We start from the raw sequence: 12,900 nt of genomic DNA on the forward strand, positions 1-12,900 counted from the left end.
GCCCAGGAGAATCAGCATGAGAAGCATCGTCAAAGCCGTCGGCCTGAACAAATACTACGACCAGTTCCACGCCCTTAAAGACGTCAGCATTGAAGTCGAGCAGGGCGAAGTCCTGTGCATCATCGGGCCCTCGGGCTCGGGCAAGAGCACGCTGCTGAGGTGCGTCAATCAGCTCGAAAAAATCGACAAGGGCGGTTTGTGGGTCGACGGCGAACTGGTGGGCTACCGCATCGTCGGCAACAAGTTGCACGAACTGACGGACGCTCAGATCGCTCGTCAGCGTTTGAGCACCGGCATGGTGTTTCAGCGCTTCAATCTCTTCCCGCACATGACCGCCTTGCAGAACGTGATAGAAGGCCCGATCCAGGTGCTCAAGCGCTCGCCCAAAGAGGCCAACGAAGAAGCCACCGAGTTACTGGCCCGCGTCGGGCTGGCGGACAAGCGCCATTCCTATCCCGTCGAGCTTTCCGGCGGCCAGCAACAGCGTGTCGCGATCGCTCGCGCACTGGCAATGCGGCCCAAGCTGATGCTGTTCGACGAACCCACTTCCGCCCTTGATCCAGAGTTGGTGGGCGAAGTGTTGTCGGTCATGCGTGATCTGGCGCACAGCGGCATGACCATGATCGTCGTCACACACGAACTGGGCTTTGCCCGCGAAGTTTCCAACCGGATGGTGTTCATGGACGGCGGCCAGATTGTGGAGGCCGGCACCCCGGAAGACATTCTAATAAGCCCACAAAACCCGAGAACCCAAAGCTTCATTTCTGCCGTTCGCACTTAAACCAGAACAAACGAGAACGACCATGAAAAAGATCCTCATCCCCAGTTTGCTCGCCGGCCTGATGGCGTCCGCGCCAGTGTTCGCCGCGCTGCCCGCCAGCCTCAAGGAAAAGGGCGAAATTACCGCCGCCATTGTGCCTAACTACCCGCCGATGGATTTCAAAGACACCAGCACCAACACGCTGACCGGCCTGGATGTGGATCTCGGCAACGCCCTGGCCGAGCGCCTTGGCGTCAAGATCAAATGGCAGGAGACAGCATTTGAGCAAATGGTCAGCGGCCTGGTGACCAAACGCTTCGATATCATTCTGTCGGGCATGACTGACACGGCCGAGCGGCAGAAGTCGGTGACATTCATCGACTACTTCGCCAGCGGGCCGCAACTGTACACGCTGACCAAAAACGCTGATCTGAATGAGCCCGCCGATTTGTGCGGCAAGAAAGTCGGCACCAGCCGGCGCACCACCTGGCCGGCGGAAATTGCTGGCTGGAGCAAGGAAAACTGCGAAGCGAAAGGCAAGCCGGCGATCATCGTCAGCGGCTCCGAAGGCTCGGCTGATGCTCGCGCGCAGCTGCGGCAGGGCCGGCTCGACGCCGCGATGCAGGGCAGCGAAACCATTCCGTACCTGATGTCCCAGGAGAAGGACACCTACAAGCCCCTTGGCCAGGCGATCTCCAAACAGTTCACAGGCCTGGGCGTCAGCAAGTCCAACCCTGAGCTGGCGGCGGCCATTGCCGAAGCGATGCAGGCCATGGTCGACGACGGTACCTATGGCAAGATCCTCAAGAAGTGGGAGCTGGAGCAGGGTGCGGTGACCAAGGTCGGGATGAATCAGGGGAAGTAAACGGCTGCGCGGCGAATCACGGACGAACACTAAGCACGAATTTCTGTAGGAACGCACTTGACCGCGATTGAGGTGTGTCAGTCCATGACTGGATATCAGGCATGACGCATTCGCGGGCAAGCGCGCTCCTACAGAAGGAAACGCTGAGATAAAGGAAACCAAGAGTGCCCACCTACTCCCTCGTCATCCGTCGGTTGATGGTCTGCTCGCTGACCATCGTTGTGAGCCGGGCGATGACCAGCCCGTTGCTTTCGCTGTTCCTGAGCACGAGGCTGGGGCTTAACCAGCAAGACGTCGGGCTGTTGATGGGCATCGCCGTGTTCATCGCCACGCTCTTGGGGCTATACGGTGGCTACGTCATCGACCGGCTGGAAAAGCGCAAATTGCTGATCCTGGCGATGCTGTCCAGCGCCGTCGGCTTCGCGCTACTGACCTTCGCCCAAAACGTCTATCTGACGACCCTCACGCTGGTGATCACTGAGACGGCCTCGGCGCTGTTTCTGATCGGCTCCAAAGCAATCATCAGCGAAAACCTGCCCATCGGGCAGCGTGCGAAGGTCTTCTCGCTGCGATACACCCTCACCAATATCGGCTACGCCACAGGCCCGATGCTGGGCGTGGTCATTGCCGGGCACCTGCCACTGGCGCCGTTTTTCATCGCCAGCGCCATCGCATTCTGCAGTCTTTTTCTGATGCTCGGCATTCCGCGCACAGTCGCAGACACCGAACACCCACCGCGCAGCTTTCTCGACACCCTGGTCACGCTGAAAAACGATCGCACGCTGATTCTGTTCACGGGCGGCAGCTTGCTCAGCACCATCGTGCATGGCCGGTATACGTTGTACCTGTCGCAGTTTTTGCTGGTCACGCACTCGGCGGAACAGGCGTTGAACATCCTCTCAGCCGTACTGGCCTGCAACGCGGTAACGGTCATTTTGATGCAGTACCAGATCGGCCGTTTTCTCAAGCGCGAGCAGTTGCCGTACTGGATTTGCCTCGGCACAGCTTTATTTGCTATCGGGCTCATCGGCTTCAGTTTTGCCGAAACGACCCTGGCCTGGTGCGCTGCGATGTTCGTCTTCACCTTAGGCGAGATGATCATTTACCCCGCCGAATATCTGTTCGTCGACACCATCGCACCGGATCACCTTCGCGGCAGCTACTTGGGTGCGCAGAATCTCGCGGCCTTCGGCGGAGCGTTGAGCCCGGTGATCTGTGGCTACTTATTGATCAATAGCCCTGCGCCGACCATGTTTTATGTCCTCGCGTGCCTGACCGCCATGGGCGGCACATTGTGCTTTCTGGCGGGGCGACACGCGAAGCTCACTCACGCTGACATCTCGCTCTGAGCCCGCGCTCAGCCACACGCGGTTCCGTCAATTTGTCACTGTTCAAAACCCGCCCAAACAGGTGAGTATGTCCGGCCTAGGGCTTTCGGTCTGATCGGCCTTTACGAGACCCCTTGCAAGCCTGTCCCAGACTGTCCTGATTTCCACTTCCCTGACGAAAAGGATATCGAACAATGAAATACCGCACCCTTGGCCAATCCGGCCTTCAGGTTTCAACGCTGACACTGGGCTCCATGATGTTCGGCGTGCAGACCGGCACCGAAGAATCCCTGCGCATCATCGACAAGGCCTGGGATGAAGGCGTCAACTTCATTGACACGGCCAACGTCTACAACGCCGGCCGGTCTGAAGAAATCGTTGGCGAGGCTATCGCCAGCCGGCGCAGTGAGTGGATCCTGGCCACCAAAGTCGGCAGCAGCTCGGGCAATACCGCACCGAACTCGAGCGGCCTGAATCGCAAGCACATCTTCAATGAAATCGAATCCAGCCTGCGTCGTCTCGACACCGACTACATCGACATTCATTACCTGCATAAGGAAGACCACAACACGCCACTCGAAGTGACCGTGTCGGCCATCGGCGATCTGATTCGCGAGGGCAAGATCCGGTACTGGGGCGTGTCGAACTTCCGAGGCTGGCGTATCGCCGAAGTGGTCAACGTCGCTCAGCGTCTGGGCGTCGACAAACCGGTGATCAGCCAGCCGCTGTACAACATCGTCAACCGTCAGGCCGAGCTGGAGCAGATCACTGCGGCGAAGTTCTATGGTTTGGGTGTTGTGCCCTATAGCCCGCTGGCGCGCGGCGTGTTGAGTGGCAAGTACGCCCCCGACGTTACACCGGACAGCAGCACCCGCGCCGGGCGTCAGGACAAGCGTATTCTGGAAACCGAATGGCGCAGCGAGTCCTTGCACATCGCCCAGAAACTGCAGGCGTATACCCAGGCCAAAGGCGTAGGACTGGTTGAATTCGCCATCGCCTGGGTGCTGAACAATCAGGCCGTGACCTCTGCCATTGTCGGGCCACGCACCGAGGACCAATGGGACAGCTACACCAAAGCCCTCAGCGTGAACATCACTGCGGAGGACGAGGCGTTCATCGACTCTCTCGTGACGCCCGGGCATGCGTCCACGCCGGGTTTCAACGATGTGCAGCATTTCGTGACGGGCCGTTATATCTGACTCCGATCAACTGTGAAGCCCGCCTCGGTTGCCGTAACAGACTTGCGTAACCGAGGCCGGGCATCCCGTTCCCAATCCCCGATTGATGGCAACACCTCCACGCTCAATCCCTTGTAGAATGCCGCGCCGAGACAGGCCGCTAAACTTGTATCAAAGTTTGACAAGGCCAGCAGCGGTCTCTAATGTTTTGTTGGATCCAATAACTGGTCAGCCGAAGAAGATCAAGCATGCGCAGGACTGAGAAAGAGCAATTTCTGCGGGAAACCCTGGGTGATGAGCAGCCGCCTGCGCATATGGCGCGTGCCGTTATCGAAGAAAAACTGCGCAGTGCCATCCTCGACGGACGCCTCCCGGCAGGCATTGCTCTGCGCCAGCAAGAGCTGGCGACGCTTTTCGGTGTCAGCCGCATGCCCGTGCGCGAGGCGCTGCGTCAGCTGGAAGCTCAATCGTTGCTGCGCGTCGAGACCCACAAAGGTGCGGTCGTTGCCCCGTTGATCAACGAGGACGCTACGGATGCTTACGCGTTGCGCATCCTGCTGGAGTCCGAGGCGCTTCGACAGTCGATACCGCTGCTGACCGCCGAAGACATCAGCACAGCGCGTGGGTATATCGAACAGCTCGAGGTCGAAACCGACTACAGCATCATGGGCACGCTCAACCGCCAGTTCCACATGGCGCTGTATTCCAAGGCGCACAACAAGCGCCTGCTCAAACTGGTCGAGGACGGCTTGAACGAGGAAGAGCGCTTCTTGCGTTTCAATCTCAAGCAAATGAACCTGGGCAAGCTGTCCCAACACGACCACTACGAATTGCTGGAAATGGCCGGCGCTGGTGATGTGGGCGCCACCGTCGAGGCGCTGACTCACCACTTGAATCGTGGTGTTGAAGCCATCAATGCCTACTTGAGCGCCCGTAAGGCGGAAGAGTCAAAACCTGCGGCAGCCTTGCGAAAACGTGCCGTCACCCAGTGACATTCGCTGCTGTTTCAATCGTGACCTTGCTCGCCACGGGCTAATCGGCCGATAAGCACAAGGTATCAACGAACGCCGTTCATGACGGTGTAAGCGCCGAAGGACCCGGCTCCACGGTTATAACGCCTCTATCAAGGCTCGGGGAAGCTGAGTGCAAGCCGAAAAGAACAAATGGCTGATGGTGGTCAATTCCGGACAACCCGTCAGAACCCGCTTGATTTGCTTTCCTCACGTAGGGGGCGATCCGGAACACTTTCGTGACTGGTCCGAAGGCCTTGCCGATCATATCGAGCTGGTAACGCTACGCCTGCCCGGCCATGGCAGCCGGCTCAAGGAAACGCCCTACGATCAGTGGGCGCCCTTGCTGCAAGACACCTTCCTCGCGTTGCAGCCCTATCTGAGCGAACCCCATGCGTTTTACGGCCACAGCTTCGGCGGTCGCGTCGCTTATGAAATGGCCAGGCTGGCGCAGCATCATTACCCGAATCTGACGCGTCATCTGTTTGTTTCCGGCTGCCGCAGCCCTGACAGCCGACAGCCCTGGCCGTACTTGCACACGCTGCCGCACGACGACTTCATTCAAGCGCTGATCAGGTTGGGCGTGATCCCGACCACGTTCGCGCAGGACAAGAAACGCTTGAAGCTGCTAGAGCCTGTCGTGCGCAGCGACGTAAAGCTGTCGGAGATCTGGTCACACTGTGCTGACGAGGGCCTGGACATCCCGCTGACCGGTCTGTACGGCAGCGATGATCCGGTGGCTACGGCCGGTAGCATGATGCGATGGCGGGAGTTCACACGTCGCGAGTTCGAACTGATCGAAGTGCGCGGCACTCATGATTTCCTCAGCTCGCAACGCGACCGCCTGCTGCACATCATCAACACACACCTCGGCTTGCTGGGCGGCTGAACAAACACCGCCGCCCTCTCCTTCTGCATCCACTGCTTACGCCCTCCCTTCTGAAGCCTCCTGCGACTAAAAGCCGGCCCTGCCGTGCTCGGGCTGCCGCTAATGCACCTATCGTGAAACTTGGTCGTCGTTGACGCGGTGTACCACCGTGTTGAGGCAAACTCGACCGACGAATCGGTCTGCAGCCGGTTCAGGGAAGGCAGTTCTCATGGAGCGGCAAAAGGAGCATTGCCTGGGCGAGACATTGAAGTGAACCCTGAATGTCCCCCAAACCAAAAATTCTCAAAAAATGCATTAGCCCGATAAAGCGCAACGCTGAACGAGGTATTCGTTCATTCATTTCAATTCTGGCTCTAATAAGCTGGAAGGGTTGCGCTCGCCCCAATAAAACTTTATTCAGAAGTTTTATCGCCTTCTCTCGCGCCCGGTTTATAGACACCATTAATTATATTAAAAAGTATTTGCGAAACCATTTGAAACTGTTCTAACGTTTTCTGGCGGCCATCGTTTACCGGCCATACGCCTACAGACGCTGGTCAGCACGGGCATTGGCCAAGTGAGCATGCCTGATTCCAGCTTGAACGATTATTGACCATTAACGAAGTAACGTTCGCAGCTCCCTATTGCCCGACATTTAAAGAAGTCATGTTGTGCGTTGTTGATACGACAACTTAAGACGACTGTTATTCGCGGCAATTAAAGAGCTCGTGACGCACTCGATTTCATCAAGGACGTAAAAATGGACAGTCTCAAACAGCAACTTATCGCAAAGAAATCAGCACTCAGCGCGCACCCTGTTTTTTCCGAGATCGATTCACTGCACGTCCTGCAGCGATTCATGGAGGTGCATGTGTTCGCGGTCTGGGACTTTATGTCACTGACCAAACGGCTGCAGCAGGAACTGACGTGCACCCGACTCCCCTGGCTGCCGCCGCGAGACCCGAAGGCAGCGCGGCTCATCAACGAAATCGTGTTGGGTGAGGAGTCGGATGATCGGCCAGGACGCCACGATCATTACAGCCACTTCGAACTGTACCTGGACGCCATGCGGGAGATCGGCGCAAGCACGGCACGCATCGAGCATTTCGTCGAACTGTTGCGCGAAGGCATTCACTACAAAACCGCGCTCGACAGCGTCGGCGCAGGCCGGGCGGCCACGCACTTCGTCCGCGACACCCTCGATATTGCTCTGAATGCGCCGGCGCATTGTGTGGCTGCCGCGTTCCTCCACGGTCGCGAGAGTGTTATCCCGCAGATGTTCCAACGGATTCTCGACGACTGGGGCATCACTGCCGACAAGGCACCGACCTTTCGCTATTACCTGGAACGCCACATCGAGGTGGACTCCGAAGATCACGGTCCGGCTGCGGAGTCGTTGCTGGCCAGGCTAGTCGCGGGCAATGAACAGCACCAGCGCGAGGTGTACGCCGCCGCCATCGCCGCCGTCGACAGCCGCATCGCGCTGTGGGACGCCCTGCAACTGACCCTGCGTGAAACGGCACGGGAAGTCAGCGCATGAGCCCGCTCCGCCTACGCAATACAGAAGCCCTCCACACAAGGACGCCATCATGAAAGCCGAAGACTACATGTCATTCGTCGATGCCTGGGAAGGCCGCGCGACCATTCGGACACGCCCGCGCCGCATCGTCGAAAACGACGAAAAACTGATCTACCCGCTCAGCCGCCAGCCATTGGTGCTAAGCGAGACGTTCACCCGCGAATGCGCCCATCTGCGCGATCTGGCACTGGTGCAGAGCCTGTACAAGTTCATCAACGACGTGGTGATTTTCGAGACCGAGATCGTCGACAAGACCGCGCGAAGCATTGCCAAAGACAACTTCGCCATCCGCTTTCCCTTCGCTTGCCGCTACGACGCCATGACGGTGGTAGTCGATGAGGATTACCACGCACTGGTGGCGATGGACTTCATGCAGCAAACCGTCGCACTCACTGGCATCCAGCCAATCCCGTTGCCACAGGAAATCGAACTCAGCCGGGCCATCCCCGCTGCTCTTGCCCTGGCGCCGAACCACTTGCGCAGCGCGGTCGAGCTCATCTGCGTGGCGATTGCCGAGAACACCGTGACCAACGACGTGGCCGCGTTCGCCAAAGACGACACGGTCAAGCAGTCAGTCAAAGGCCTCATGGCGGATCACCTGCTCGATGAAGGACGCCACTCCGGTTTCTGGGCGCGCCTGGTCAGGATCTACTGGCACGCAGCGCCCGAGCAGGACAGGCAGCTTATCGCGCAGATCCTGCCCGTGTTCATTGCTCAGTATTTGACCAATGACATCCAGAAGTCTTTTGACTTCGTGCTGATCGACAGCCTGACCGTGGCAGAACCGATTAAACAGGCGCTCAAGGAAGAAACGCAGGCGATGTGCTTCCCGATCAATCGCCACCATCCGCTGGTGGGCAACATCATGCGTTTCTTCACCTCCAGCTCGATGCTCGACTCACCCTGCGTCCAGCACGCCCTTGCGGACTATCTATCAGCCGGAGGCTTGCAATGAAGCGCCTGGAGATTGTGCTCATCGGTCATAGCCAGGCGATGAGTGAGCTGAGTGCAGAACTGAACGCACACGGGCATCTGACTCACCACCTGCGCGACGAGGCAACGCTGGAGCTGAGCGCACCGCAGAACGCGTCGATCCTCATCGAGGACGGCACGCTGGACCTGCCCCGCGCAGAACTGGGCGTGTTCCAGACAGCCGTTCATCTCGGCCTCCGGGTAGGACTGACACCGGTGAGCGAACGGGCGCTGCCTGAGCTGGAAATATTGTGCTGGCTCGGGACGGCTACCGCACAGCGCCTGATCGCGCGCCATGCCGTAGCTGCCACGCTTTCCGGCAACGGATGCGTGTTGCGGGACGCTGCGGTCGCAACGCTGGTCGACAACGTTGCCATGCTGATCAGCCGGTTCTCGCGCGATCCGGAGTATTTCGCGCGCGCCGAGCGCGCCGAGCGCGTCGACCCGCCGCACAGTGAACGCCAGGAAAGCCTGCTGCAGCTGGACCGGTTGGCCTTCGAGCACTGCTTCAACTTCACCGCGGCGCCAGAGTTGCTGCGCGTTGCCGAGCAGACGCTTGTCGCACGCCTGGATCGGAGCTTCAGCGAATTCGCCAGGCGCACGGCGCTGAATATCGACGGCGAGCGCATCAGCTATGACCAGCTGCGCACGCACAGCGTCGCGATCCAGACGCAGATACAGGCCATGCTGCCGCACGTATCGGCTGGACCTGTGGTGATCAGCATTTGTATGTCGAAATCTGCGGCACTGTTCGCCGGAATCCTCGCCATCCTGGGCAACGGAGCCGTGTATCTGCCGCTTGACCCCAGCCAGCCTCTTCAGCGTCAGCAGTTCATCCTCGAAAACGCCCAAGCTACGTTACTGCTGCACGATGGCAGCCACCCACTGGCTGGCATTGTTTTGCCGGGGCTGGATATCAGTCACATCGAGATCGTGCCGACGGCGCGGCCGTTGATGCGCTATTGCCCGGAGGCCGACGCGCCATGCATGGCGCTGTACACCTCGGGTACGACCGGACACCCAAAAGGCGTGATGCTCAGTCAGCGCAACCTCAGCCACTTCACAGCCTGGTACGCACACCATGTCGAGCTCTCCGAACACAGCCGTGTGCTGCAGTTCTCGACGCTGAGTTTCGATTCATCGGTCATCGATATATTCCCCACGCTGCTCAGCGGCGCTGAACTGATCGTGGCGAACGACGATCAGCGTCGTGACCCGCTGCAACTGTTCGAGCTGCTGGATCAGAATCTCAGCCACGCTTTTTTGCCACCGGCCTTATTGAGCATCCTGCCGATCGACCGACCGGTGAAACTCAAGCACTTGTGCACCGGCGGTGATGTCTGCGAGCCCTACGTGATTGAACGCCTGGCAGCGCAATGTCATTTCCATAACCTGTACGGCCCGACTGAAGCCACGGTGTTGATCACAGCCGGCCAGTTTCAACCCGGTGGCAGCAACCGCAACCTGGGTCGCCCGATCGCTAACAGCCAGGTCCTGATTCTCGACGAGGATATGCAGCCTGTCCCGGACCAGACGCCGGGTGAGCTCTATATCGCCGGTCCTGGCGTGTGCCTGGGTTACATCAACAACCCTGCCCTCACCGATGAGCGTTATGTGCACGTCGCCTTGGGTGATGGCCAAAGCGTTCGTGCCTACCGAACCGGGGACATCGGCAAATGGACGAGCGATGGCATCGAGCTGTCCGGGCGACGTGACAACCAGGTGAAGATCCGGGGATTCAGGGTCGAGCCTGAGGAGATCGAGCATTGCCTGCGCGACAGCCAGTTGTACCGCCAAGTCGCGGTGGTGATTGATGACCAGCGACGCATCCTGGCTTTCCTCGCGCAACCGCACGGCGTAGAGCCGGACGCCGCCCGGCATTTGCTCAAGGACCATGTCGCAGCGTTGTTGCCCGACTATATGCGGCCGACCGCTTATACCGAGTTGGCGAGCATGCCATTTGCCAGTAACGGTAAGGTCGATCGCAAGGCGCTGTTGCAGTTGCCCGTGAACATACTGGAGCACGCCCCACGTCGTTTGCCCGACACCGAAAACGAGAGGCTTCTCCTTACGTTGTGGGCAGATCTGCTAGAGCTCCCTCCCGGCGAAATCTCAACGGACGAGAGCTTCTTCAATTTGGGGGGCCACTCGATTCTGTTGTCGCAGATGCTGCTGGGGATTCGCGAACGGTTCGGTCGCAGCATCCCGATCAATCGCTTCATCGAGGCGCCAACGTTGACTAACCTGGCGTCACTGCTCGACAGCGACGGCACCACCTCATGGACCGTCAGCCCGAGAGCATTCCTGGATGCTTCGGCGCCCTTCGAGCTGCCGGTACTGCCTGTCGAGTGCATGGGCGACGTGCATAAAGTCATCGTCACTGGTGCCAATGGTTTTCTCGGTGTTCACATTGTCGAAGCGCTATTGGCGTGGGGCGCAACCGAGGTTGCCTGCCTGGTACGTGAAAGTGCAGGGATGACGGCGCAAGACCGCTTTGTCCTGGCACTGCGCGAAAACCGGCTTGAGCATCTGGATCTGGAGCGGGTGCGGGTGTACCCCGCCGACGTCACACGGCCACAGCTCGGGTTGAGCAACGAGGTGTATGAGCGGCTTGATCGCGAGTTTGGCGCGCTGGTGCACAACGCCGCCAACGTCAACCATGTCCAGGATTACGAGACGCTGGCCAAGGATAACGTCGAGCCGATCTTTGAATGCCTGAAGCTGTGTGAAGGTCGCAGCAAGAAGGTGCTCAATTTTGTCTCTACGCTTTCTGCTTCAAGCGCCGTCGGGCCTGACGGTCGCGTCCTCGAAGCTCCTGCTGCCGAGACACCGCCGATCTACATCAAGAACGGCTACAACCTTTCCAAGTGGGTCGCCGAGCGCATCCTTCAGCAAGCCTGTGACCGAGGTGCGTGGGTAAACATCTACCGGCCCGGCAATATCGCGTTCAACAGCGTGACCGGTGTCTGCCAGCCGCACAAGAATCGCCTGATGCTGATGCTCAAGGGTTCGATGCAGCTGGGCCAGGTCCCCGACTTCTCCATGACATTCGACTTGATGCCTGTCGACTTCCTCGCCCGATTCATCGGCTTTCACGCCAGTCGTTACCAGCCAGCCCACGCAGTCTTCAACCTCCACAACCCGGAGCCGTTGAGTTGGAGTAGTTACGTCAGCGCGTTCCGTGAGGCTGGCAGTGAGTTCGAGATGGTCAGCGTCAGTGAGTGGCAAACCCAGCTGAATCGAGTGGACAGCGAGAACGCTTTATTCGGCGTGCTCGGCTTTTATCTCGACGGGTTTGAGGAAGACATCGGAGACATATCAATGATCGGCTACCAGAACGCCCATGCGGGTGTTCAACGGATGGGCGAATGCTATCCCTCGAAAACCCCTGCGCTGCTGCGCAAGGGCTGCGAGTACCTGAAGGAAATTGCCTTCATCTGATACACCCAACGCAACACCCCCTTAAGTTATGGAGAACAACATGAACGCTATTCAGCCGCTCAAGACCCTTGGCTCCCTTTCCCCCGATACGCTGATTACTAATCCTGGCGGAGAGCCTGTGGTTTCTGCAATCTCGATAAACGCACCGGCGCGTGAAGTCTGGAAGGTCGTAGGCGATTTCGGTGGTTTCACGCAATTCATTTCAGACCTAGCGAGCATCGAAGTGATTGGTAACGGTCCTGGCTCAGTCCGTTACAAGAAATTCAAGGAGGGTGGTCTTGTGGTTGTCGAGCAACTCAATTCTCGCGACGACAACGCGATGTCCATGACATGGACAACCATCTACAACAACCTAGGTGTGATGAGGCTCTGGGCCTCGATGACGGTTGTCCCCAAAGACAATGCCAGCTGCGTCGCTACCTGGACCATTGTTGCCGAACCTACAGATGACAACTCAATGAGCGCTGAGGGCTTCAGAGAGTTCTTACAGGGCTTTGCTGATGGAGCAATGGAGAACGTGCCCGGAGCTGTGATGCGCTCATAGGGGAAGCCTTCGGCGCTTCAATGCCGGTGGCTTAAACGACAAAACCCCAGTCTGCGTAAGCAGACTGGGGTTTCGGAATTCAATCTTGACGATGACCTACTCTCACATGGGGAAACCCCACACTACCATCGGCGATGCACCGTTTCACTGCTGAGTTCGGGATGGGATCAGGTGGTTCCAGCACTCTATGGTCGTCAAGAAATTCTGTGGCCGATCCGTTACTGACATAACGTTCCAGCAAAAATGTATGACCTTCACTTAAAACAAAACCCCATCTGCTTTCGCAGATGGGGTTTTGGAATTTAATCTTGACGATGACCTACTCTCACATGGGGAAACCCCACACTACCATCGG

10 protein-coding genes and 1 rRNA gene are annotated in these 12,900 nt (G+C 58.3%); 10 read left to right on the forward strand and 1 reads right to left on the reverse strand.

Going from position 1 to position 12,900, the window contains the following annotated elements:
* Nucleotides 1–16 precede the first annotated feature (16 nt).
* From ACQKEN_RS18105 to ACQKEN_RS18150, 10 genes are all read left to right on the forward strand, one after another.
* Nucleotides 17–781, forward strand: coding sequence for an amino acid ABC transporter ATP-binding protein (locus ACQKEN_RS18105; protein ID WP_427687575.1), 765 nt, complete (start codon nucleotides 17–19; stop codon nucleotides 779–781).
* Between the two features lie 22 nt (nucleotides 782–803).
* Nucleotides 804–1,625, forward strand: coding sequence for an ABC transporter substrate-binding protein (locus tag ACQKEN_RS18110; RefSeq protein WP_427687577.1), 822 nt, complete (start codon nucleotides 804–806; stop codon nucleotides 1,623–1,625).
* A gap of 164 nt (nucleotides 1,626–1,789) precedes the next feature.
* Entirely contained in the window at nucleotides 1,790–2,974 is a 1,185-nt protein-coding gene (locus tag ACQKEN_RS18115) for an MFS transporter (RefSeq protein WP_427687579.1), read from the forward strand.
* Between the two features lie 173 nt (nucleotides 2,975–3,147).
* On the forward strand, nucleotides 3,148–4,152 hold the full coding sequence (locus ACQKEN_RS18120) for an aldo/keto reductase (protein WP_427687581.1): 1,005 nt from the start codon (nucleotides 3,148–3,150) through the stop codon (nucleotides 4,150–4,152).
* Between the two features lie 227 nt (nucleotides 4,153–4,379).
* A complete protein-coding gene (locus tag ACQKEN_RS18125; RefSeq protein ID WP_427687583.1) occupies nucleotides 4,380–5,123 on the forward strand; it encodes a GntR family transcriptional regulator in 744 nt (247 codons plus the stop codon).
* Between the two features lie 151 nt (nucleotides 5,124–5,274).
* Complete coding sequence (locus ACQKEN_RS18130; protein ID WP_427687585.1) at nucleotides 5,275–6,030, forward strand: thioesterase II family protein; 756 nt, start codon at nucleotides 5,275–5,277, stop codon at nucleotides 6,028–6,030.
* 739 nt (nucleotides 6,031–6,769) lie between these two features.
* A complete protein-coding gene (locus tag ACQKEN_RS18135; protein WP_427687587.1) occupies nucleotides 6,770–7,549 on the forward strand; it encodes a DUF3050 domain-containing protein in 780 nt (259 codons plus the stop codon).
* A 49-nt stretch (nucleotides 7,550–7,598) separates the two neighbouring features.
* Complete coding sequence (locus tag ACQKEN_RS18140; RefSeq protein ID WP_427687589.1) at nucleotides 7,599–8,543, forward strand: diiron oxygenase; 945 nt, start codon at nucleotides 7,599–7,601, stop codon at nucleotides 8,541–8,543.
* Nucleotides 8,540–12,001, forward strand: a complete 3,462-nt coding sequence (locus tag ACQKEN_RS18145; RefSeq protein ID WP_427687591.1) for a non-ribosomal peptide synthetase — start codon at nucleotides 8,540–8,542, stop codon at nucleotides 11,999–12,001. Before ACQKEN_RS18140 ends, ACQKEN_RS18145 begins: the two co-directional genes overlap by 4 nt.
* A 40-nt stretch (nucleotides 12,002–12,041) precedes the next feature.
* A complete protein-coding gene (locus tag ACQKEN_RS18150) occupies nucleotides 12,042–12,545 on the forward strand; it encodes an SRPBCC family protein (RefSeq protein ID WP_427687593.1) in 504 nt (167 codons plus the stop codon).
* 83 nt (nucleotides 12,546–12,628) lie between these two features.
* Here the strand turns inward: ACQKEN_RS18150 and rrf are convergent.
* Nucleotides 12,629–12,744 (reverse strand): 5S ribosomal RNA (rrf, locus tag ACQKEN_RS18155).
* Between the last annotated feature and the right edge of the window lie 156 nt (nucleotides 12,745–12,900).

The organism is Pseudomonas sp. NPDC078416, from assembly GCF_050268485.1.
GTDB lineage: Bacteria > Pseudomonadota > Gammaproteobacteria > Pseudomonadales > Pseudomonadaceae > Aquipseudomonas.

What these genes read in the sequence shown, in the direction of transcription:
- ACQKEN_RS18135 (WP_427687587.1), top strand. Translation starts at nt 6,770, where the DNA reads ATGGACAGTCTCAAACAGCAACTTATCGCAAAGAAATCAGCACTCAGC.
- ACQKEN_RS18140 (WP_427687589.1), top strand. Translation starts at nt 7,599, where the DNA reads ATGAAAGCCGAAGACTACATGTCATTCGTCGATGCCTGGGAAGGCCGC.
- ACQKEN_RS18105 (WP_427687575.1), top strand. Translation starts at nt 17, where the DNA reads ATGAGAAGCATCGTCAAAGCCGTCGGCCTGAACAAATACTACGACCAG.
- ACQKEN_RS18150 (WP_427687593.1), top strand. Translation starts at nt 12,042, where the DNA reads ATGAACGCTATTCAGCCGCTCAAGACCCTTGGCTCCCTTTCCCCCGAT.
- ACQKEN_RS18145 (WP_427687591.1), top strand. Translation starts at nt 8,540, where the DNA reads ATGAAGCGCCTGGAGATTGTGCTCATCGGTCATAGCCAGGCGATGAGT.
- ACQKEN_RS18110 (WP_427687577.1), top strand. Translation starts at nt 804, where the DNA reads ATGAAAAAGATCCTCATCCCCAGTTTGCTCGCCGGCCTGATGGCGTCC.
- ACQKEN_RS18125 (WP_427687583.1), top strand. Translation starts at nt 4,380, where the DNA reads ATGCGCAGGACTGAGAAAGAGCAATTTCTGCGGGAAACCCTGGGTGAT.
- ACQKEN_RS18120 (WP_427687581.1), top strand. Translation starts at nt 3,148, where the DNA reads ATGAAATACCGCACCCTTGGCCAATCCGGCCTTCAGGTTTCAACGCTG.